This window comes from Antarctobacter jejuensis (genome assembly GCF_052266595.1).
Taxonomy (GTDB): Bacteria; Pseudomonadota; Alphaproteobacteria; order Rhodobacterales; family Rhodobacteraceae; genus Antarctobacter; species Antarctobacter jejuensis.
In genome coordinates this window covers 429,616-450,280 of the sequence record NZ_JBQQXJ010000002.1, presented here as the reverse complement: position 1 = coordinate 450,280, position 20,665 = coordinate 429,616, and the positions used below count along the sequence as shown (strand labels likewise).

General features: G+C 63.4%; 21 protein-coding genes. 15 read left to right on the top strand and 6 right to left on the bottom strand.

All coding sequences use genetic code 11. The features are described from left to right. Positions 1–15 precede the first annotated feature (15 nt). The 7 genes from chrA to ACTXGA_RS04790 all read left to right on the top strand — a co-directional run bounded on the left by chrA (position 16) and on the right by ACTXGA_RS04790 (position 5,828). Positions 16–1,260, top strand: a complete 1,245-nt coding sequence (gene chrA, locus ACTXGA_RS04820; protein ID WP_443391995.1) for a chromate efflux transporter — start codon at positions 16–18, stop codon at positions 1,258–1,260. Positions 1,261–1,323: 63 nt separating this feature from the next. Continuing rightward, a complete protein-coding gene (locus ACTXGA_RS04815; RefSeq protein WP_443391994.1) occupies positions 1,324–1,794 on the top strand; it encodes an SspB family protein in 471 nt (156 codons plus the stop codon). Continuing rightward, entirely contained in the window at positions 1,775–2,890 is a 1,116-nt protein-coding gene (locus tag ACTXGA_RS04810) for a sensor histidine kinase (protein ID WP_443391993.1), read from the top strand. Before ACTXGA_RS04815 ends, ACTXGA_RS04810 begins: the two co-directional genes overlap by 20 nt. 86 nt (positions 2,891–2,976) lie before the next feature. Next, positions 2,977–4,371: a class II fumarate hydratase gene (fumC, locus tag ACTXGA_RS04805; RefSeq protein ID WP_443391992.1), complete on the top strand. Its 1,395-nt coding sequence runs from the start codon at positions 2,977–2,979 to the stop codon at positions 4,369–4,371. Positions 4,372–4,735: 364 nt separating this feature from the next. Continuing rightward, positions 4,736–5,338 carry a protein-methionine-sulfoxide reductase heme-binding subunit MsrQ gene (locus ACTXGA_RS04800; RefSeq protein WP_443391991.1) on the top strand — a complete coding sequence of 201 codons (603 nt, stop codon included), beginning with the start codon at positions 4,736–4,738 and terminating at the stop codon, positions 5,336–5,338. Positions 5,339–5,430: 92 nt separating this feature from the next. After that, positions 5,431–5,604: a DUF4169 family protein gene (locus ACTXGA_RS04795; RefSeq protein WP_443391990.1), complete on the top strand. Its 174-nt coding sequence runs from the start codon at positions 5,431–5,433 to the stop codon at positions 5,602–5,604. Next, complete coding sequence (locus ACTXGA_RS04790) at positions 5,601–5,828, top strand: ribbon-helix-helix domain-containing protein (RefSeq protein ID WP_443391989.1); 228 nt, start codon at positions 5,601–5,603, stop codon at positions 5,826–5,828. The genes ACTXGA_RS04795 and ACTXGA_RS04790 overlap by 4 nt, the downstream gene beginning before the upstream one ends. A gap of 28 nt (positions 5,829–5,856) precedes the next feature. On the opposite strand, the gene ACTXGA_RS04785 is transcribed toward ACTXGA_RS04790, so the two are convergent. The 3 genes from ACTXGA_RS04785 to ACTXGA_RS04775 form a co-directional block, all read right to left on the bottom strand. Next, complete coding sequence (locus ACTXGA_RS04785) at positions 5,857–6,933, bottom strand: ABC transporter ATP-binding protein (RefSeq protein WP_443391988.1); 1,077 nt, start codon at positions 6,931–6,933, stop codon at positions 5,857–5,859. A gap of 77 nt (positions 6,934–7,010) precedes the next feature. Further along, positions 7,011–7,553, bottom strand: a complete 543-nt coding sequence (locus ACTXGA_RS04780) for an RSP_2648 family PIN domain-containing protein (RefSeq protein WP_443391987.1) — start codon at positions 7,551–7,553, stop codon at positions 7,011–7,013. Next, entirely contained in the window at positions 7,550–8,758 is a 1,209-nt protein-coding gene (locus tag ACTXGA_RS04775; RefSeq protein WP_443391986.1) for an RSP_2647 family RNA methyltransferase, read from the bottom strand. The genes ACTXGA_RS04780 and ACTXGA_RS04775 overlap by 4 nt, the downstream gene beginning before the upstream one ends. Before the next feature lie 178 nt (positions 8,759–8,936). Here ACTXGA_RS04775 and edd point away from each other — a divergent pair, with 178 nt between their 5' ends. After that, positions 8,937–10,742, top strand: coding sequence for a phosphogluconate dehydratase (edd, locus tag ACTXGA_RS04770; RefSeq protein WP_443391985.1), 1,806 nt, complete (start codon positions 8,937–8,939; stop codon positions 10,740–10,742). A 60-nt stretch (positions 10,743–10,802) separates the two neighbouring features. Beyond that, positions 10,803–11,447, top strand: a complete 645-nt coding sequence (locus tag ACTXGA_RS04765) for a bifunctional 4-hydroxy-2-oxoglutarate aldolase/2-dehydro-3-deoxy-phosphogluconate aldolase (protein WP_443391984.1) — start codon at positions 10,803–10,805, stop codon at positions 11,445–11,447. 66 nt (positions 11,448–11,513) lie between these two features. Here ACTXGA_RS04765 and ACTXGA_RS04760 read toward each other — a convergent pair whose 3' ends face one another. Beyond that, complete coding sequence (locus tag ACTXGA_RS04760; RefSeq protein ID WP_443391983.1) at positions 11,514–11,795, bottom strand: hypothetical protein; 282 nt, start codon at positions 11,793–11,795, stop codon at positions 11,514–11,516. Between the two features lie 2 nt (positions 11,796–11,797). Further along, the gene (locus tag ACTXGA_RS04755) at positions 11,798–14,572 is read right to left on the bottom strand and encodes a [protein-PII] uridylyltransferase family protein (protein WP_443391982.1); all 2,775 of its coding nucleotides are present in this window, start codon (positions 14,570–14,572) and stop codon (positions 11,798–11,800) included. A 62-nt stretch (positions 14,573–14,634) separates the two neighbouring features. Here ACTXGA_RS04755 and ACTXGA_RS04750 point away from each other — a divergent pair, with 62 nt between their 5' ends. The 6 genes from ACTXGA_RS04750 to ACTXGA_RS04725 all read left to right on the top strand — a co-directional run bounded on the left by ACTXGA_RS04750 (position 14,635) and on the right by ACTXGA_RS04725 (position 18,214). Beyond that, complete coding sequence (locus tag ACTXGA_RS04750; protein ID WP_443391981.1) at positions 14,635–15,222, top strand: NAD(P)H-dependent oxidoreductase; 588 nt, start codon at positions 14,635–14,637, stop codon at positions 15,220–15,222. 3 nt (positions 15,223–15,225) lie between these two features. Further along, positions 15,226–15,693 (top strand): YbaK/EbsC family protein, encoded by a 468-nt coding sequence (locus ACTXGA_RS04745; RefSeq protein ID WP_443391980.1) that lies wholly within the window; start codon positions 15,226–15,228, stop codon positions 15,691–15,693. Between the two features lie 217 nt (positions 15,694–15,910). Beyond that, entirely contained in the window at positions 15,911–16,348 is a 438-nt protein-coding gene (locus ACTXGA_RS04740; RefSeq protein ID WP_443391979.1) for a DUF2852 domain-containing protein, read from the top strand. A gap of 62 nt (positions 16,349–16,410) precedes the next feature. Next, positions 16,411–16,860: an RDD family protein gene (locus ACTXGA_RS04735; RefSeq protein WP_443391978.1), complete on the top strand. Its 450-nt coding sequence runs from the start codon at positions 16,411–16,413 to the stop codon at positions 16,858–16,860. 163 nt (positions 16,861–17,023) lie between these two features. Then, positions 17,024–17,836, top strand: a complete 813-nt coding sequence (locus ACTXGA_RS04730) for an arginyltransferase (RefSeq protein WP_443391977.1) — start codon at positions 17,024–17,026, stop codon at positions 17,834–17,836. A 141-nt stretch (positions 17,837–17,977) separates the two neighbouring features. Next, the gene (locus ACTXGA_RS04725) at positions 17,978–18,214 is read left to right on the top strand and encodes a hypothetical protein (RefSeq protein ID WP_443391976.1); all 237 of its coding nucleotides are present in this window, start codon (positions 17,978–17,980) and stop codon (positions 18,212–18,214) included. Positions 18,215–18,298: 84 nt separating this feature from the next. Here ACTXGA_RS04725 and ACTXGA_RS04720 read toward each other — a convergent pair whose 3' ends face one another. Then, complete coding sequence (locus tag ACTXGA_RS04720) at positions 18,299–20,659, bottom strand: TRAP transporter large permease (protein WP_443391975.1); 2,361 nt, start codon at positions 20,657–20,659, stop codon at positions 18,299–18,301. Between the last annotated feature and the right edge of the window lie 6 nt (positions 20,660–20,665).

Genomic DNA, 20,665 nt, shown 5'->3' with positions numbered 1-20,665 from the left:
GCATATCCGCAGGGCATGACCCCCTTATCAGACATCATCCGCGTATTTGGCCGCATCGGCCTTTTGTCCTTTGGCGGTCCGGCGGCGCAGATCGCGCTGATGCATCGCGAACTGGTCGAAGAGCGGACATGGCTGACGGAAACGCAGTTTCTGCGCGCCCTGAGTTTCTGCATGTTGTTGCCGGGACCGGAGGCGATGCAACTGGCGACCTACGCGGGCTGGCGGTTGCGCGGCATTCCCGGCGGGCTTTTGTCCGGTACGCTGTTTGTTTTGCCGGGCGCGTTGATCATCGCGGCTTTGGCGTTGCTTTATGCCGCCTATGGCGCGCGGCCAGAGACCGAGGCCCTAATGCTGGGCATCAAGGCCTGTGTGGTGGTGATCGTGGCGCAGGCGCTGTGGCGGCTGTCCAACAAGGCCCTGAAAGGCCTGCCGGAATACATCGCGGCGGGCCTGTCTTTCCTCGCCATCTTCGTGCTTGGCCTGCCGTTTCCCCTGATCATTGCGCTTGCCGCGCTCTGGGGGGCGCTCCGCGCCACCGCTCCGGCGGAAGTCGTGCCGCCCGCCCCGGCGAACCGAACCCGTCCCGCAACCATTGCGCTTTGGATCGTGCTCTGGCTGCTGCCCCTGCCGTTGCTGTACCTGACCGGGCAGACCTTGCTGTTCGACCTTGCCGCCTTTTTCGCGAAACTTGCCGTCGTCACCTTTGGCGGGGCCTATGCCGTGCTGGCCTACATGGCGCAGGAGGTGGTCGAGACGCGTCAATGGATGGATGCCGCACAGATGGTGGATGCGCTGGGGCTGGCCGAAACCACCCCCGGGCCGCTGATCCTTGTGACGCAATTCGTGGGTCAGTTGGCGGGCCATGCGCAAGGCGGTCCACTGTTGGCGCTGATCGCCGGGGCGCTGACCCTCTGGATGACCTTTGTGCCCTGTTTCCTGTGGATCTTTGCCGGGGCACCCTATGTCGAGAACCTGCTGGCCCGCCCACGCCTGCAATCGGCGCTGGCGGCGATCACCGCCGCCGTGGTCGGCGTGATCCTGAACCTGTCGCTGTGGTTCGCGATCCATGTATTCTTTGCCGATGTGTCGACAACGGCGTTCGGCCTCCTGTCGCTGGACCTGCCGGACCTGTCCTCTCTGCGCTGGCAGGTGCTGCCTTTGACGGCTTTGGCGGCACTGCTGCTTTTCGTCGCAAAACGCGGGGTGCCCATGACTTTGGCACTGACGGCCGCCCTGGGCTGGGGCCTGAGCCTGCTCTGAGATTCGCCTCTTTTCCTCACCGCCAAAAGCAATATGGTGGGGACACGCACTGAAAGGTCCTACATGTCCCACGGTATCGACTACGGCAAGCTCATGCACCGCGCGATGCGCGGCTTGATCCAGGAAGTGCTGGAAGGTGTGCAAGCCAATGGTCTGCCGGGTGAGCATCACTTCTTCATCACTTTCGACACCGGGCACCCGGATGCGGAACTGGCCGACTGGCTGTCGGACCGGTATCCCGAGGAAATGACCGTGGTGATGCAGCACTGGTACGATGACCTTGATGTCGGCAACGACGGCTTTGCCGTGACGTTGAACTTTGGCGATGCGCCCGAGCGGCTGTATATCCCTTACGACGCGATCAAGACATTTGTGGACCCCTCGGTTGAATTCGGCCTGCGCTTTGAAAGCCAGGACGAAGAAGAGGACGACGGCGACGACGATCCTACGCCGCCGGATGATGACGGCCCCGGTGAACGCGAGGCTGAACATCACGATGCAGAGGTCGTCAGCCTTGACCGGTTCCGCAAGTAACGGCGGGGGCAGATCCGATCTGTCCGGATCCGGTCCGACCGGCACAATTCCCGATCTCGCCATCCTCGACAGCGTTGCGCATCCGGTTTTCGTGTTGATCCCGGATGCCGAGGGCCATCCCATCTATGCCTTCTGGAACCGCATGTCAGAGCACTACGGCGGGCGATCCCGCGCCGATGTCATTGGCCGCACGGCACGACAGGTGTTTTCCGGCGCTTTCGGCGAAGCGGCCTTTGCCCGACATTGCGAGGCGCTGAAGGCGAAAACGGCCATCAGCTACGATTTGATGCTGGACCTCGGCGGTGTGCCTAGCGAGGTCCATACCAAATTGACTCCGGTCCTGTCGGAACAGGGTGAGGTCCGCGCGGTCGTTGGCACATCGACCGTGGTTTCCGGTTTGCGCGCCGCCGAACAGCGAGAGGTCGAGACGCTGGCGCTGGTCGAACGGGCGCGCAGCGAGATGGAGCAGTACCTGACCTTTGCCGCCCATGACCTGCGCGCGCCCATGAACCGGTTGGCGGCCATCGCTTCGCTTTTGCGGGACGAGTTGCAGGACGGCCAGACCGAAGCGCATGAACTAACCGACCTGCTGGAACAGGTCAGTTCCAAGGCGCAGGAACTGATTTCCGACGTGCTAGATTTCAACCTGGCATCAAACGCCGGAACGCAGGTCGAAACCTTCGACCTTGCCTTGCTGTGTCGCGACATCTTTACCGTTCTCGATCCAATGCAACAGCACGATCTGGGCGCCGAAGAGGCGCGTATCACCGCCGATCGTCTGGCCATCCAGATCGTCCTGCGCAACCTTGTCGACAACGCGATCAAGCACAGCGACAAAGAGCGCATCTGGCTGCGGATCACGCTGGCCGCAGAGGACGGCGGGATGGAACTGCGCGTCTCCGATGACGGGCCCGGCCTACCTGCGGGTGATCTGGAATTTCTGGACGGCAAAGGCGTCACTTATGGACAGGGCTTTGGCCTTTTGGGGATCCGGCGAATGATCATGATGCGCCGTGGCACCCTGACCGCCCGCCCGCGTGAGGGCGGCGGCACCACGTTTCACATCCGTTTGCCGGGCCTGGCCTTGGCATTCTGACGCATGTTAACGGTATCCCGTGGTATGCAGTCTTGTCTTTCGCGGCTTCTGAGGTAAGAGAGGGCAACCCGTGAAGGAGGCTTTCCATGACCGCGACCCGCACAGAATCCGACAGCTTCGGCCCGCTCGAAGTCCCCGCTGACAAGTACTGGGGCGCGCAGACCCAGCGTTCGATCATGAACTTTCCCATCGGCTGGGAAAAACAGCCCGTGGCCATCGTGCGCGCGCTGGGCGTCATCAAGAAAGCCTGCGCGATGCAGAACAAGGCAACCGGCGATCTGGACGCAAAGCTGGCCGACGCCATCATCCAGGCCGCCGGCGAGGTCATCGAGGGCAAGTTCGACGACAACTTCCCGCTGGTCGTCTGGCAGACCGGCTCGGGCACCCAGTCCAACATGAACTCGAACGAGGTCATCGCCAACCGGGCCATCGAGATCCTTGGCGGCGTGATCGGATCCAAGGACCCGGTTCACCCGAACGACCACTGCAACATGGGCCAATCGTCCAACGACACCTTCCCGACGGCCATGCACATCGCCACCGCGATGATGGTGCGTGACGTCCTGATCCCCGGCCTGACCAAGCTGGCCGAGGGGCTGGAATCCAAAGCGCAGGAATTCAAGGACATCATCAAGATCGGCCGCACCCACACACAGGATGCCACCCCGCTGACGCTGGGCCAGGAATTCTCGGGCTACGCCATGCAGATCCGCAACGGCCTGAAACGGGTCGAGGCCGCGATGCCCGGCATCTACGAACTGGCGCAGGGCGGCACCGCCGTCGGTACCGGGTTGAACACCAAACACGGCTGGGGCGAGGCTGTCGCCGCCAACATGACCGACATCACCGGCCTGCCCTTTGTCACCGCCCCCAACAAGTTCGAGGCGCTGGCTGCCCATGACGCCATGGTCTTCCTGTCCGGCGCCTTGGCCACCATCGCCGGGTCCTGCTACAAGATCGCCAATGATATCCGCCTGCTGGGCTCTGGCCCGCGTTCCGGTCTGGGAGAGCTGATCCTGCCCGAGAATGAGCCGGGATCGTCCATCATGCCGGGCAAGGTCAACCCGACTCAGGCAGAGGCGCTGACGCAGGTTGCCGCCCATGTCATGGGCAATGACGCGGCCATCAAGTTCGCCGGTTCCCAGGGCCATTTCGAACTGAATGTCTACAACCCGATGATGAGCTACAACCTGCTGCAGTCGATCCAACTGCTGGGCGACGCCGCCGACAGCTTTACCGAGCGGATGCTGATGGGCATTCAGGCCAATGAGCCGCGCATCGAAAAGCTGATGAAGGAGAGCCTGATGCTGGTCACGGCTCTGGCGCCCACCATCGGTTATGACAACGCCACCAAGGTCGCCAAGACGGCGCACAAGAACGGCACAACGCTGAAGGAAGAGGCGATTGCGCTGGGCTTTGTCGATGAGGCCACCTTTGACGCGGTCGTGCGTCCCGAACAAATGATCGGCCCCAAGGATTGATCAGATATCGGGCGGGGGCCAATCCGGCCCCTGCCCCGTCCCCCCCCCCCCCGGTCGAAAAACGGGTGTGGCGCTCCATCTCGTCAGGCGGCGGCCGACGATCAGCGAGCGCCACCGTGCCAAAAAATTTGGACGGCGTGCAGGCCTTTCATTTCACGGGCGGACAGGCTTCCATCTCTCCCGCCCGTTTCCCCTATTGGTCGAACCCTGCGCAAGTCCCTGACGGCAGCAATTGGAGGAAAGAGATGACCGCACTGTCGGTCATCCCTCTCGGTGGCATGTGCTGAATTATCTCGGAAAATGGCGACGGAAACAGGGCGTCGGTACGTATCACGCAGGCAATTGAAACTTTTAGAGCGTTCCCATGTCCCGTTTGTCCCCCTACTGGCTCTGGCTGGTGCTGGCCCTGCCCGCCTTTGGCATGGCCTATGAATTGGCCACCACCACCAGTCCCCGCATCTACCATATCCTTGTTCATCCGACCGGAGAGTTCGCCGCGCGGTTCACCATCATCGCCATGATGGCGACGCCGCTGATGCTGCTGTTCAAAGGCTGGCGCGGCCCCCGCTGGTTGCGCAAGAACCGCCGCTATTTCGGCGTCGCAGCCTTTGCCTACGCGCTGGCGCACACGGTTTTCTACATCATCGACAAGGCCAGCTTTGAACGCATCGTGGATGAACTCCCGCGTTTCTACATTTGGACCGGCTGGCTGGCCTTCGCGATCTTCATTCCGCTGGGCGTGACCTCGATGGATTACTTTGTCCGCACCATGGGCAAAGGCTGGAAAGAGTTGCAGCGCTGGACCTATGCAGCGGCGGTTCTGACGCTGCTGCACTGGGCGTCACTCCACAACTGGGGCAGCATCACCCCGGCTTTGGTCCACTTCGGGCCTCTTGGCCTGCTCGAGGCCTATCGCGTGTGGTACTGGTATCTGCGTCCGCGCAGCCCAAAGATCGCCGAAACCTGAAGGGCTTGTGCGAAATGGCTGTTTTTGCGTACCGTCGTCCAAACCCTACAAAGGCCCCCGCGTGACGGGGGCCTACGGTTTCGGAGTTGGACATGTCAAAGGTCGTCAATCTCAACCGTTTCCGAAAACAGCAGGCGCGCGACGAAAAACGCCGTGAAGGCGATGCCAATGCCGCGAAACACGGGCTGAGCAAATCGGTCAAGGATCTGGCCAAGGCCCGCGCGGACAAGGCGCGGCGCGATCTGGAAGGACACGAAAAGGAATGAGCGGCCGCCCGGTCAAACATTCCCTGACGCTGAAAGGTCACCGCACTTCGGTCTCTCTCGAAGACATTTTCTGGCGTGAATTTCGCAGGATCGCCGCCGAAGATGGCAAGACGATCAATGCCTTGGCCAGCGAAATCGATATCAACAGAGATCCGGAGGTCGGCCTTGCATCCTCGATCCGGGTCTATGTTCTGGAGCGCGCACTAATTTCACGCGACACGTGAAAGATTGCGCCCAAGTCCCTGTTTGTAATCAGTGTGCAGGAAAGACAAAGCACCGATCGCGCCGGATGCTCAACCACATCGGCGTGTCAGGACGCGGAAGGAAGACGTTCGGCACCGTCGCCGTCAGCTTCTGCCCATCGTGATCCATTCGGAATTCCACAAGGCTTTCCGACCCCATGAACCGCGACCGGATCACCACGCCGCGCGCCGGCGCGCCGGTCTTGGCGGACGGGTTCGGCCCCTTGCCACCGCGGTCAAAGTCGATGCCGACATGCTGCGGGCGGAACACGATCTCGACCTCGGTGCCATCGGCGTGGCCAGGCGCCAGAAAATGCCCGAAGGGCGTGGCCACCAGCGCACCTTTAACTTTGCCTCTTACCACATTGATATCACTGAAAAAGGCGACTGCCTCACGATCCATCGGGGCATTGTATATGTTGTAGGGTGCGCCCTGTTGCACGATATGCCCGTTGCGCATCAGGGCGATCTCATCGGCCATGCGCATCGCCTCTTCCGGCTCATGCGTAACCAGCAGGACAGAGGTGCCCTCTTCCTTGAGCAGTTCCAGCGTTTCATCCCGGATGCCGTCGCGCAGCCGGTTGTCCAGGCCGGAAAACGGCTCATCCATCAGCATCAGACGTGGTTTCGGCGCCAGGGCCCGCGCAAGAGCAACCCGCTGTTGTTCGCCCCCCGACAGTTGATGCGGGTAATCGTCAATGTAATGCTCCAGTCCAACCCGCCCAAGGTATTCGCGGGCGCGCGCCTTCTTGTCCGCGCCGGAGCCCTTCAGTCCGAAGGCCACGTTCTGTCCCACGCTAAGATGCGGGAAAAGCGCGAAATCCTGAAACATCAACCCGATGGAGCGCTGCTCTGGCGGCACCCGGTAAACGGTGTCGCAGATCAGCTTGCCGTCGACGTGGATAGTGCCGGAATCCTGCATCTCGACGCCCGCGATGATCCGCAAAGTCGTCGATTTCCCGCAGCCGGACGGCCCCAGCAGGCAGGTCACGTGCCCCGGCTGGATGGCGAGAGAGACATTGTCGACCACCGGTTTGTCGTCATAGCGGCGGACAATATCGCGGATCTCAAGGCGAGGCGGCTGCACGTGGTGGTCCTTTCCGGTGCCCGACGAATTTCATCGGGTTCGGTGAGAGATAAAGCCGCCCGCCGCCCCCTGCAACCCTATGCGGTCAGGGCCTTCCCCAGCCGTGGCAGGCGGGCCTTTTTCAACAATCCGCGCAGTGTCCATGTCTCTCCGGACAGGCGCTCGGCCTCGGCCCGGACCGCCTCCGCGACCTGTCTCATGGTTTCTGGCTGCGCTTGCCACAGGCCGTGCAGAAAGGCGTCCGGATCGGCCCGCGACAGCCCCTCCTCGGCCAGGATATTGCGTGGAAAATCAGATGCATTGGAGGTGATGATGACATCGGCATAGCCCGCGATGGCCGCCGCTAGGACGTGCCGGTCATTGACATCCGGCAGCCAAAGGCGGGCTTCCAGCGACGGCGGCCATGTCACCTCTGCCTTGGGCCATCTGGCGCGGACAAGCGCCACCTCGGCGCGCGCCTGTGCCTCCCCCTCGGGGCCAAGTTTGCGCGCGGCGCGGGCCCACTCCTCAAGGATCCGTTCGGACCAGAGCGGAGTGTAAAGCCCCTGTGCCGCCGCCCCCAACAGGACTTCGCGCATCACGGTTGGATAAAGGACACAGGTGTCCAGCAATACCTTCACAGACGGAAAACCAGCGCCTTGAGGTATCCCGATTCCGCCAGCTGCGGCAGCAGCGGGTGATCCGGTCCGGCAAAACCGGTGTGGATCAGCTGCGCCCGCCGCCCGCCGCGCCCGATGCCGCGCAGGCACGCGCCGGTAAAGGCCGACAGATCGACGGAATGCGAACAGGAACAGAGCGTCAGGAAGCCATCCTCCGCCACCAGCGGCGCCGCCAGTCGTGCGACGCGCTCATAGGCGCGCAGGCCCTTTTCCAGCGCCGGTTTGGCCGGTGCAAAGGCGGGCGGATCACAGATCACATGATCAAAGACCTGCGCCTCTTCCGCCAGCGCCTCCAGCACCGCAAAGGCATCGCCCTGCCGCGTCTCGAACCGCTCTGACGCGCCCATCCGGCGCGCGCCTTCCTCGGCCAGCGCCAGCGCCGGGGCGGATCCGTCCACGGCCAGCGCGCTGACCGCGCCGCCCGCCAAAGAAGCCAAGCCAAAGCCGCCCACATGGCTGAACACGTCCAGAACCCGCGCGCCCCGCGCCAGGCGCGATGCAAAGGCGTGGTTGCCCCGTTGGTCAAAGAACAGGCCGGTCTTCTGCCCACCGGTCAGGTCGGCCATGTAGATCGCGCCGTTCATCTCCACCGGCACCGCCGCCTCCGGGGCCGTGCCCAACGGGACCGTGTCCTGATCGTCCAGTCCTTCCAGTGTGCGACCCCGTCCGCCCGCGTTCTTCAGCACGGTCGTCGCCCCGGTCACATCGACCAGCGCCTGCACCAGCACATCCAGACGCGCCTCAGTCCAGGCGGCGTTGGGCTGAATCACCAGCGTTTCGCCAAAACGGTCCACCACCAGTCCCGGCAGACCGTCGCCCTCGGCGTGGATCAGCCGGTAAAACGGCGCATCATACAACGCCTCGCGCAGCGCCTGCGCCTTGCCGATCCGCGCGGCGCACCATGCCGCATCCACCTGCGCCTCTGCATCGCGGTCCAGCACCCGCGCCACGATCCGCGAGCCGGGATTGACCGCCACCGTGGCCAGCGGTTTGCGCTCGTTGTCTTGCAGCGTGGCGATGCTGCCCGGCGCAATCGCCTTGCTGCGTCGGTCCATCACCAGTTCATTGTCAAAGACCCAGGGAGAGCCGCGCCGGATTGCGGCCGCGTTGGCTTTGGGTTTCAGCCGCAATACGGGGCGGCGATCGGGGGTGTCATTGTCCATCATGCCCCCCGATTATCCGCAAACCGGAACCGGGGGAAGCGGTGCCGCGTTTTTCCTGCGGCTTTAACGATCTTGCCGGATTTTTTCTGCACAAGCGTGGCGTTCAGGCCTTTACCGTTAGCGCTAACTGCCGTAAAGAAACGTCAAGCGAAGGCCACGCAGATCCCAAAGGGAGACCCCAATGCCGCTTGACGCCACCATCGCAAAAGTCACAGCACGTATCGAGAAACGCTCTGAAACGCTCCGCGCCACATATCTGGACCGGATGCGCCGCGCCGCCGAAGAAGGCCCGCGCCGCGCCCACCTGACCTGTGGCAACCAGGCGCATGCCTATGCCGCCATGGCCGGAGACAAGGCCGCGCTGGCCGAAGGCCGGGCGCCGAACCTTGGCATCGTGACCGCCTACAACGACATGTTGTCGGCGCATCAGCCGTTTGAGCATTACCCCGACATCATCCGCCGCGCCGCGCGCGAGGCCGGAGGCACCGCGCAAGTCGCAGGCGGCGTGCCCGCCATGTGTGACGGCGTCACGCAGGGTCAGGTCGGCATGGAACTGTCGCTGTTCTCCCGCGATGTGATCGCGCTGGCGACCGGCGTGGCCCTGTCGCACAACGTGTTTGACGCCGCTGTCTATCTTGGCGTCTGCGACAAGATCGTTCCGGGCCTGGTGATCGGCGCCGCGACCTTCGGCTATATCCCCGGCCTGTTCATCCCCGCCGGGCCGATGCCCTCGGGTCTGCCGAACGACGAAAAAGCCAAGGTGCGCCAGCAGTTCGCCACCGGCGAAGTGGGCCGGGACAAGCTGATGGAGGCCGAGATGGCCTCTTACCATTCGCCCGGCACCTGCACCTTCTACGGCACCGCCAACTCCAACCAGATGCTGATGGAGTTCATGGGCCTGCACCTGCCTGGCACCTCTTTCGTGAACCCGGGCACCCCGCTGCGCGATGCGCTGACGATCGAGGCCGCAAAACACGCGCTGTCGATCACCAACCTTGGCAATGCCTACCGTCCGGTCTGCGATATTCTGGATGCCAAGGCCTTTGTGAACGGGATTGTCGGACTGATGGCGACTGGTGGCTCCACGAACCTCGTGCTGCACATGCCCGCCATGGCGCGCGCCGCCGGGATCGCGCTGGAGCTGGAAGATTTCGATGAGATCAGCTCGGCCACGCCGCTGATGGCCAAGGTCTATCCCAACGGTCTGGCGGACGTGAACCACTTCCACGCCGCAGGTGGTCTGCAGTACATGATCGGCGATCTGCTGGACGCCGGCCTGCTGCATGACGACGTCAAGACCGTCGCCGGTGACGGACTGAAGCTTTACACGCAGGAGCCGGTGCTGACCGAAGGCGCGATCACCTATCGTGATGGCCCGCGTGAGACCCAGAACGACCGGATCCTGCGCCCCGCAAAGGACCCGTTCCAACCCACCGGCGGTCTGAAACAGCTGGATGGCAACCTTGGCCATGGCATGATCAAGGTCTCCGCCGTTGCCCCGGAACGCCACGTGATCGAGGCCCCCTGCCGCATCTTCCACGATCAGGACAGCGTCAAGGCCGCCTTCAAGGCCGGTGAGTTCACCTCGGACACCGTGGTTGTGGTGCGCTTTCAGGGGCCGTCATCCAACGGGATGCCGGAACTGCACGGTCTGACGCCCACGCTGGCCGTCCTGCAGGATCGCGGGCTGAAGGTGGCGCTGGTCACCGATGGCCGCATGTCCGGTGCCTCCGGCAAGGTTCCGGCCGCCATCCACGTCTCTCCCGAGGCGGCAAATGGCGGCCCGCTGGCCCGGCTGCGCGACGGCGACATCGTGCGGGTGGACGCGGTGAACGGCGTCATCGAAACGCTGGCAGAGGATTTCGACAGCCGCGACTTGGTGACGGCGGATCTCTCCGGCAATGGCCACGGCGTCGGACGCGAATTGTTCGAAGCCTTCCGCAAGAACGTCGGCCTGTCCTCCAACGGTGCGGCCGTGGTGGTGTGAGCGCTAAATGTGCTTTATGACGCCACTGAAACATTGACCTGATAAAGTGAGACATCATCGATGACCCCTCAGGAAGCCAGCCAGAAATCCGAAGCGCTCTGCCGTCTTGCCCCGGTGATTCCGGTGCTTGTGGTCGAGGACGCCAGCAAGGCCCGTCCCTTGGCCGAGGCGCTTGTCGCCGGAGGCCTGCCGGTGCTCGAAGTGACCCTCCGCACCCCGGCCGCGCTGGACGTGATCCGCAAGATGGCGCAGGTCGAGGGCGGCGTCGTTGGCGCGGGCACCCTGCTGACCCCCGCAGACGTCAAGGCCGCTGTCGAGGCGGGCGCCAAGTTCGGTGTTTCGCCCGGTGCGACCGATACCGTGCTGCAGGCCTGCGAAGACGCCGGCCTGCCGCTGCTGCCGGGCGCGGCCACCTCGTCCGAGGTCATGCGCCTGCTGGAGCGTGGCTATACCGTGCAGAAATTCTTTCCGGCCGAGGCGAACGGCGGCGTTCCCGCGCTGAAGGCGATCGGCGCGCCGATCCCGCAGGTGCGTTTCTGCCCGACGGGTGGCGTCAGCCCCTCCAACGCGCCGACCTATCTTGGCCTGTCGAACACGCTGTGTGTCGGCGGCAGCTGGGTCGCGCCCAAGGATGCGGTCGATGCCGGCGACTGGGCTCGGATCGAGGAATTGGCCCGCACCGCGGCGGCCCTGCCCCGCAGCTGATCCCGCCCTACCCCGCAACGGGGCAGATCAGGCAACCAATGGACGGCGCGCCTTGGCGCGCCGTCTTCAGTTGATGCGGTCCGGACGCGGGCGCGATTTCCATCCGCCGCGCCGACGTGGGCTGCGGCCCGGTTCCAGCCCCTCGCGCAGCACCGCTGTCATCGGATGGTCCGCCGCCTCGCCGTATTTCGCAAGCACCGCGCCGATCACCACCTTGGGGTCCACCTCTGACGGCAACGCCAAGGCCCAGTCCAGAAAAATCGACCGGCACTCCTCGGACGTCAGCCCCTCCATCGTATAGGCCTCGCGCATCAGGCCCTTGGGATCGATCTCTTCCGCGCTGTCCATTTTCACGCCTCCTGTTCCGGCAAAGACCCGTCGATGATTGCCGCCGCGCGCGCCGCGCGGGTTTCCACCTCGCCCCGCAGGGCATCCATATCCGCGGCTCCGGTCAACCGCAGCAGAAAGGCGCAGCCGCCCAAGCCCAGCTTGTCCAGGTCCAGCGCCTCTTCGCTGACCAGCCGCGCGCCGATCTGCAAGCTCCAGAACAATTCATAGGCGGCGACCAGATCGCGCTGCTCCTCATCGCTCAGCCAGTTGGCCAAGCGCAGGGCGCGCGGCGCCTCGCGCACCGGCTTAGCCGCCAACAGCGCGGCCATCTGCGAAAACAGTTCCAGATCCTGCAAACGCCCGCGCCCGATCTTGGCATCCATCGGGCCGGCCTCTCCCTTGGCGGCCGCGATGCGGGCACGCATCTCTGCCACCGCGCCCTTGACCTCAGCCGCATCGCGCGGCCGGGCGATTATCTCCTTGCGGAATGCCTCCACATCCTCGGCCAGTTCGACCGGACCCGCCACCACCCGCGCGCGGGTCAGCGCCAGATGTTCCCATGTCCAGGCGTCCTCGCGCTGGTACTTCTGGAACGACGTCCAAGAGGTCGCCACCGGACCCTGATTGCCCGAGGGGCGCAGGCGCATGTCCAGCTCATACAGTCGCCCTTCGGCCATGGGCGCGGTCATGGCGGTGATCAGCGCTTGGGTCAGACGCGCGTAATAGGTGCGACTGGCCAAGGGCCGCCGCCCTTCCGAACTCTCCACACCGTCGGCATCATAGATCACGATCACGTCCAGATCGGACCGCGCGTGCTGGCGCCGAGACCCCAGAGAGCCCATGCCCACAACAACCGCGCCACGTCCCGGCGGGGCGCCGTGCTTTTGTGCAAACTCCGCCTGCACCCGGGGCCAAAGCGCCGCCAGAGCCGCCCCGGCCAGATCGGCATAGGCCTTGCCCGCCTCCTCTGGTCCCATCAGGCCGCGCAGCAGATGGACGCCGACGCGAAAATGCCAGTCCTTGGCCCAGCGGCGCGCGGTGTCCAGCTGCCGTTCATAATCGGCAGTCTCGTCCAGACGGTCGATCAGCATGGCGCGCAGAGCATCGCTGCCGGGCCAGGGGCTGAAAAAATCACCCGCGATCACCGCGTCAAAGACGCTGGCATTGCGCGACAAATAACGTGCCAGATCGGGCGAGGTGCCGACGATGTCCACCAAGAGGTCGATCAGCTGATGGTTGGCTTCGAACAGCGAAAACAGCTGCACGCCCGCAGGAAGCCCGGCAAGGAAGCTGTCAAAGGCCAACAGCGCCTCTTCGGGTCGCGCGGCCTCTCCCAGACGGCGCAGGATTTCGGGGCTGAGACGGTCAAAGATCTCCACCGCCCGTTGAGAGCGCAGACAGGGATAATTGCGCCACCGCGCTGGCAACTCGCTGTCGGCAAAGATCTCCGGAATCTCCTGCGACGTCGCTGACTCTCCGGGCGCAAAGAAGCCCTCGGTCAGCTCGTGCACTTCGGTCAGGCGATCCACCAGTGCGGCCCTGAAGTCTTTCAAATCCTGCCCCGCCAGCGCCGCCAGCCGCGCCATACCGTCGGCGCTTTTGGGCAGGTCGTGGGTCTGCGCATCGCCAATCATCTGGATGCGGTGCTCCACCTCGCGGTGCGCCCGGTAATGCCCGACCAGCGTTTCGGCCGCGTCGCCGGGAACCCAGCCTTTGGCCGCCAGTTGCCGCAACCCCTCGACCGTGCCGCGTACCCGCAGGTCAGGATCCCGTCCGCCCGCGATCAACTGCCGGGTCTGGGTAAAGAACTCGATCTCGCGGATGCCGCCAAGCCCCAGCTTCATGTTGTGGCCTTCCAACTTGATGCGCCCGCCAAGACCCTTGTGCTCGCGGATGCGCAACCGCATGTCATGCGCGTCCTGAATGGCGGCGAAATCCAGATGCTTGCGCCAGACAAAGGGCTTCAGGGTGGTCAGGAACCGCGCGCCCGCCGCCAGATCCCCGGCGCAGGGCCGCGCCTTGATATAGGCCGCCCGCTCCCATGTCCGCCCGACGCTTTCGTAATAGCGTTCCGCCGCCTCCATCGCCATGCAGACCGGCGTCACCGAAGGGTCAGGGCGCAGGCGCAGGTCGGTCCGAAACACATAGCCGTCGCCGGTCAAATCGTTTAGCGTCGCGGCCATCTTGCGGGTGGCCCGGACCAGACTTGCACGCGCCTCATGATAGTCGTCCGGATCATAGCGCGTTTCATCGAACAGGCAGATCAGATCGATGTCGGAGGAGTAGTTCAGCTCCCCCGCCCCCATCTTGCCCATGGCCAGCGCCACCATTCCACCCGCCGAGGGGATGTCCGCTTCGGTCATGCCGGGCAGTTTGCCCCGTGTGATTTCCGGTGTGATGGCGGCACGCAGGGCAAGGCTTGCGGCCAGATCGGCGAAGTCGGTCAGCGTGCCGGTAACCTGCTCCAACTGCCACGCGCCGCACAGGTCACACAGGGCGATCAGCAGGGCTATGCGCCGCTTGGCCTGCCGCAGGGCGGGCCCGATCTGGTTTGGCGCGATCTCATCCAGTGCCCCACTCAGCGCAGCCACCGCCGCGCTCGGATCGTCGAGCGCCCCCTCCAGCCAATCGCTTTCCTTGATAATCAAGCCACGCAGATAGGGGCTGGACCCGCCGGTACCTGCGATCAGTTCGGCAACGGGGCCAGCGGCCCAGGGACAGGCGGCCAGCGCCTCTGCCCCGTGGTCAGGGTCATAGGCGCGCGGCAGGCGGGTGATACGAGAGGCAAAATCCATGGCCGCAGATGGCCACGCCCGCCGCGCCTTGGCAAGACCCGCCAGCGATGGGAAAAGAGTCCATGCACGTTCGACTCGTCACCGCCCATCCGCTGCCGGACAGCCTGACCCACCGCTTCGCCGCAAACCTGCGGGCGGATCTGGAGGCGCGCCGCCACAGCGTCGATATGCTGGATCTCTACGCCGCGGGCTTTGACCCGGTGCTGACGGCAGAGGAACGCGCGCGCTATTACGGCCCCCCTTTCCCCGATCAGACCGGGCTGCAGGACCTCGACGGGCTGATCCTTGTCTTTCCCACATGGTGGTTCGGCCTGCCCGCGATCCTGAAAGGCTGGATCGACCGCACCTTTCTGCCCGGCGTCGCCTATCAGCACGCAGGTGACGGCGGCGCGCTGAAACCGGCCCTGCCCCGCCTGCGCAGCGTTCTGGCGGTCACGACCATGGGCGCGCCCGCCCTCTATGACCACCTGATCGCGCGGCGTCCGGTCTTTCACGCGCTGAAACATGGCATCGTGAAGCCTTGCGCGCCAAACGCCCGTTTCCGACTACTGACCCTGCATCGCGCCGAGCAGATGACCGCACCCCGGCTTGCGGGGTTTGAAACCCGCCTGTCCCGCGCCGCCACCCATCTATTTCCGACGGAACAATAGACCATGAGCAAGAGCCTGAAACGCGTCCGCGCCGCCATCGAGGCCGCCGGCATTCCCGATGACATCCGCGAAGTCGGACAGGCCCGCACCGCGCAGGAAGCGGCGGACAGCGTCGGCTGCCATCTGGACCAGATCGCCAAGTCGATCATCTTTCGCGCCGAAACAACCGGCGCGGCCGTGTTGTTCCTGACCGCGGGCGGCAACAAGGTCTGCGCTGACAAGGCCACTGCCCTGGCCGGAGAGCCGCTGGGCAAGGCTGATGCCGGGCTGATCCGCGCGCAGACCGGTTTCGCCATCGGCGGCGTGGCACCGCTTGGCCACCTGAACCCGATCCGGGCATGGCTGGATCCGCGCCTGTTGCAGTTCGACGTGGTCTGGGCCGCCGCAGGTACGCCACGCCATGTCTTTCCGCTGGATCCGCATGTCCTGCCCGGACTGACAGGGGCGATCGAGGCGGATTTCACCCTGTAATCAGGCGTTGGCCCCCTGTTTTCGGGACAGAAATCACCGCTCAACCCGTCTGGAACAGTGATTTTATTTCGAAAAATTACCCGCCAACAGTCTGTAAAAATTAGACAAATACAGAAAATGTAAAATACGTTCACATAGACACTTGAAAGCCCGCCCCCAAATTCCGATCTCATGTGATGTGAAAGGCATTCACATACACACGCAAACGGAGAGAGACATGACCACCGCCGCTTATACGTCCCAACTGCCCGCCAACGCAGGCTGGCTCACCCGGGCCGAGGCATGGATGGATCACAAGGGGAAAGGCGCATGGATCGCGGCAATGGTCCTGGGCTTTATCTTCTTCTGGCCCGCAGGCCTTGCCCTTCTTGCCTACATGATCTGGAGCAAACGCATGTTTTCGAAATCCTGCCGCCACCACTCGCGCACTCATGACGGGCGCAAGGCCGCCTGGGCAGCGATGAAACCCTCGGGCAACCGCGCCTTCGACGCCTACAAGACCGAGACGCTGCGCCGTCTGGAGGCCGAACAGGAAGCGTTCGAGCAGTTCCTTGAACGGCTGCGCGAGGCCAAGGACAAATCGGAATTCGACCAGTTCATGGACGAGCGTGAGCGCCGTGCCCAGACCGAGGTCGAAACCCCGGAAAACGCCTGATCCAACGCGGCGCCGCCCAATCCGGGTGGCGCCGCTCCCTCTTCCCCTGCCAGGAACCCACGATGTACACCGAGACGATGACCCAGTCCCATCTGCCCGACCCCGAATATCAATCCGCCTTCTACAGCGGCGTGACCGTCAAGCGCGGCATCGCCTGGTTGGTGGACACCACGGTCATTGCGCTGGTCACTCTGCTGATCTCGCTCTTTACCATTGTCGGCCTGTTCGTGCTGCCGCTCATGTTCCTTGTGATCGGCTTCCTCTATCGCTGGATGACCATCGCGGGAGGCTCCTCCACATGGGGCATGCGGCTGATGAACATCGAGTTCCGCAATGCTTGGGGTGAACGGTTCGACGGCGGTGAGGCCTTCCTGCACACGCTGGGGTATACCATCATCTCGTCGACGGTGATTCTCCAGTTGGTGTCGATTGTCCTCATGTTCGTCACCGAACGGGGTCAGGGTCTGACCGATCTCGTGCTGGGAACCGTCGCCCTCAACCGTCGCGCCTGAGGCAACAGAACGCCTTCAAACCCCGAATTTTACGCGCTTTGGCAATGGCCTAGGCGTTTTTCGGAGAGGTCCCGCCGGTGCGGGGCTTCTTGGCGTTGAATCGCTTGGCGCGCGGCGGGATCATTGTTACCGTTTCCTTAAGTTATCGAGGTATCCGGATCCGATGCGCCACTCGCTGCCGCTTGCACCGCAGTTCTATGTCACTGCCCCACAACCCTGCCCTTATCTTGAGGGCCGGATGGAGCGGAAGTTGTTCACCGCGCTGCAGGGCGATGCCGCGCAAAAGCTGAACGATTCCCTGTCCAAACAGGGGTTCCGCCGGTCGCAGAACGTGCTCTACCGGCCCTCCTGCGCCGATTGCGCGGCCTGCCTATCCGCCCGGATTGACGTCAACCGATTCAATCCCTCGCGCAGCCACAAGCGTATTCTCAAGCGCAACGCCAATATCGAACGGCGGGTGACAAGCCCCTGGGCCACCGAAGAGCAATACGACCTGTTCCGCCGATATCTGGATGCTCGCCATTCGGACGGCGGCATGGCGGACATGGACGTATTCGAATTCGCCGCGATGATCGAGGAAACGCCGATCCGCAGCCGTGTCATCGAATACATCGACAAGGACGACGGCCGCCTGATTGCAACCTGCCTGACCGATATGCTGGATGACGGCCTGTCCATGGTCTACTCCTTCTATGAGCCGGACCTTGCGCGCAGTTCGCTGGGCAAATGGATGATTCTCGACCATATCGACATCGCACGCAGCGCAAAGCTGCCTTATGTCTACCTTGGCTACTGGGTCCCCGGCAGCGACAAGATGGGCTACAAGGCGGAATTCAGCGCGCTCGAAATCTATCGGCGCGGAAATTGGGACCGGCTCGAAGACACCGGCGATTTCTCGGCAGAGATGCATCCGCTGTCCACCGACCCCATCGCCGAACAGGTCGCCAACATCTCTTTCCCGGACACCCGTGCCTGACCGGATTTGAACGCTGTTTAGCGATCCGCCTGACGCAATCGGTTGTTGCGTCAAATGCAGGCCTTTTCCCCATGAGAATGCATACGCCCGCCCCTATGTTTCCGCAAACAGCGCGCGTTATTTCCGAGGGGGGAAAACATTATGACTGGGCCGGATCGACACGTTAACGCCATTCTGATCGAAGTAGAGAGTTTGTCTGCGGACGAACATATTGCCTATCTCCGTGACGTGATCGTGCCGCTGATCGAAAACCTTGGCTATGGATTGGCGCGCATGCCCAAGAAATCCGTCGCACCGTCTGTTTTTGTCATGGCCAGCGATCTGGACAAACGGTTCCGCTGGCTCGAAAGCACGACCCGGATTGCGCTGTCGTCCTGACTGCCCGGCCCTTCAACGCAGCCAGCCAAAGAAAAACGCGCCGTGAAAACGGCGCGTTTTGTGCATTTCAGACGATGAACGGGGTCAGCGCCCCAGCAACGACGGCACGATCGTCACGATGGACGGGAACAGCGCCAGTATGGCCAGACCGACCACCTGGATGATCACGAAGGGGATCACCCCGCGGTAGATATGCCCGGTCGTCACGCTCGATGGCGCCACGCCGCGCAGGTAGAACAGCGCGAAACCGAAGGGCGGCGTCAGGAACGAGGTTTGCAGGTTCACCGCGATCATGATGGTCACCCATTTCGGATCGAAATGCGCGCCGTAGATCACCGGCCCCACGATCGGCACCACGATGTAGATGATCTCCAGGAAATCCAGGACGAAGCCAAGGATGAACAGGATGATCATCACGATGATGAAGGCCGTGCGCGGATCGTCGAAGCTTCGCAGGAACTCCTGAATGTAGTGCTCGCCCCCGAAGGAGATCACCACCAGGTTCAGAAGCTGCGAGGCGATCAGGATGGTGAACACCATCGAGGTCACTTTGGCCGTCTCCCGCACCGCCGGCGTCAGAACCCCGGACTTGAACAGGATCCAGCAGCTGAACAGCAGGCCGAACAGCGCATAGAGCCAGCAGGCATAGGCAAAGAAGAACGCCACCCAGGTTTCAAAGCTGACCTCTTCGGTGTTGATCCGCAGGTCAAAGTTGATGCCCGTGAGGATCATCAGCACCACGGCCAGCGTGGACCAGATGATGACCTTGGGGCTGCGGTTCTGGTCGCCCAGCTTGCGATAGGCCGCCAGCATGATGGCCCCTGCCGCCCCCAGTGCCGCGGCAGGCGTCGGGTTGGTGATCCCGCCAAGGATGGAACCCAGAACAGCAACGATCAGGACCAGCGGTGGGAAGACCACCCGCAGCAACTCGTTCTTCGACAGGCGGCCCATGGCAAAGTAACAGCCATAGATCGCGATAGCCCAGGGGATCAGCATCAGCAGAACCGTCACCATCGACGAGGTGGTCGGGCCAAGCAGGAAGAAATCCACGGCAAGGCCCAGCACGATGCCCGCCGCGCCGATCTGCAAGGGCAGCGGATCCGACGAGGGCGACACACCGCGCGCGACCGCAAGGATCAGGCCAAACATCACTGCAAGGATGGCGATGCCGGTGCCGATGGGCGCTGCATTGTCGATCTTCTGCGCGCGCAGGTCCTCGATCTCTTCCGGGCTCAGGCGCACGCTTTCCGCGGTGCCGCCCCCGGCGTCGATCTCCGTCTGCTCGGCCACCGCCGCGTCCCATGCCTTCTGACCGTGCAGGTCGATCATCGACGTCTTGCACTCATCCGAAACATTGGTCCGCAGCGACGCGGCCTCGCCCACATCAGAGAAGCTGTCAACCTGCGTGGACTGGCTGCCGACGATGTTGACCTGCATCAGGATCATCACACCGGCAATTAGGGCCACCGGCACGCCGACATACCAGGTAAAGGCCTCGCCGCGCGTGATCGGCTCGCCTTCGCCGCTCCCCAGTTCCACGGCAGGTGCCTTGGACGGGTTCAGCATGGCGTAGCCAAAGGCATAAGCCGCATAAAGACCGGCCAGCATGATCCCCGGCAGCAGCGCCGCCTGGAACAACGTACCGACTGACACAACTGCCGGCGAGCCAAGGTAGGTCAGCGCATCCGAACAGCCCGCCGCCTGCGCCCGGGCCTCTTGCGCGGCCGAATAGAGGTCACCGGCCAGCGTGCCCAAGAGAACGATCACGATGGAAGGCGGAATGATCTGCCCCAAGGTGCCCGAAGCCGCGATCACACCCGTCGCCAGTTCCGGTGAGTAGTTGTTGCGCAGCATGGTCGGCAGGGCCAGCAGACCCATAGTCACCACCGTGGCCCCCACGATGCCCGTAGAGGCGGCAAGAAAGGCGCCCACGACCACGATCGACACCGCCAGACCGCCCGGCAGCGGGCCAAAGACACGCGCCATGGTGGTCAGCAGATCGTTGGCGATCTTGGACCGTTCCAGAACGATCCCCATCAGGACGAACATCAGAACCGCCAGCAGCGTTTCGATGGACTGGCCCGCGATGACGCGTTCGTTGATCCGGTTGGTGATACCCGCGATGGTGCGTTTCATCGCGTTTTCCCAGTCCCCCGCCGGGAACACCGACTCGGCGGCGATCCTTGGAAGGTCCGGGTATCGGAAAATCGAGATGTTCTTTTCGTTCACCCCGTTGGCCAGCAAGGCCTGATAGGCGTCGGACGATGTGTCCATGGCCTGGTGAACAAGGATGCCCGCGTTATCCAGCGCGGCAATGATCCCGAAAGAGATGACCCCCGCGCCACCGATGGCAAAGGCCACCGGAAAGCCCGACAGGATCGCGGAGAAGAGCGCGAGAAAGACGATGATCAGGCCGATCTCGACGCCGTCAAGTCCGAATAGCATGGTTTA

Bases quoted from the DNA above. Each gene is read 5' to 3' on its own strand.
- ACTXGA_RS04765 (WP_443391984.1), top strand. From the start codon at position 10,803: ATGACCCCTCAGGAAGCCAGCCAGAAATCCGAAGCGCTCTGCCGTCTT.
- ACTXGA_RS04790 (WP_443391989.1), top strand. From the start codon at position 5,601: ATGAGCGGCCGCCCGGTCAAACATTCCCTGACGCTGAAAGGTCACCGC.
- ACTXGA_RS04755 (WP_443391982.1), bottom strand. From the start codon at position 14,572: ATGGATTTTGCCTCTCGTATCACCCGCCTGCCGCGCGCCTATGACCCT.
- edd (WP_443391985.1), top strand. From the start codon at position 8,937: ATGCCGCTTGACGCCACCATCGCAAAAGTCACAGCACGTATCGAGAAA.
- ACTXGA_RS04740 (WP_443391979.1), top strand. From the start codon at position 15,911: ATGACCACCGCCGCTTATACGTCCCAACTGCCCGCCAACGCAGGCTGG.
- ACTXGA_RS04725 (WP_443391976.1), top strand. From the start codon at position 17,978: ATGACTGGGCCGGATCGACACGTTAACGCCATTCTGATCGAAGTAGAG.
- ACTXGA_RS04720 (WP_443391975.1), bottom strand. From the start codon at position 20,659: ATGCTATTCGGACTTGACGGCGTCGAGATCGGCCTGATCATCGTCTTT.
- ACTXGA_RS04760 (WP_443391983.1), bottom strand. From the start codon at position 11,795: ATGGACAGCGCGGAAGAGATCGATCCCAAGGGCCTGATGCGCGAGGCC.
- ACTXGA_RS04735 (WP_443391978.1), top strand. From the start codon at position 16,411: ATGTACACCGAGACGATGACCCAGTCCCATCTGCCCGACCCCGAATAT.
- ACTXGA_RS04815 (WP_443391994.1), top strand. From the start codon at position 1,324: ATGTCCCACGGTATCGACTACGGCAAGCTCATGCACCGCGCGATGCGC.
- ACTXGA_RS04775 (WP_443391986.1), bottom strand. From the start codon at position 8,758: ATGATGGACAATGACACCCCCGATCGCCGCCCCGTATTGCGGCTGAAA.
- ACTXGA_RS04745 (WP_443391980.1), top strand. From the start codon at position 15,226: ATGAGCAAGAGCCTGAAACGCGTCCGCGCCGCCATCGAGGCCGCCGGC.
- fumC (WP_443391992.1), top strand. From the start codon at position 2,977: ATGACCGCGACCCGCACAGAATCCGACAGCTTCGGCCCGCTCGAAGTC.
- ACTXGA_RS04750 (WP_443391981.1), top strand. From the start codon at position 14,635: ATGCACGTTCGACTCGTCACCGCCCATCCGCTGCCGGACAGCCTGACC.
- ACTXGA_RS04795 (WP_443391990.1), top strand. From the start codon at position 5,431: ATGTCAAAGGTCGTCAATCTCAACCGTTTCCGAAAACAGCAGGCGCGC.
- ACTXGA_RS04730 (WP_443391977.1), top strand. From the start codon at position 17,024: ATGCGCCACTCGCTGCCGCTTGCACCGCAGTTCTATGTCACTGCCCCA.
- chrA (WP_443391995.1), top strand. From the start codon at position 16: ATGACCCCCTTATCAGACATCATCCGCGTATTTGGCCGCATCGGCCTT.
- ACTXGA_RS04800 (WP_443391991.1), top strand. From the start codon at position 4,736: ATGTCCCGTTTGTCCCCCTACTGGCTCTGGCTGGTGCTGGCCCTGCCC.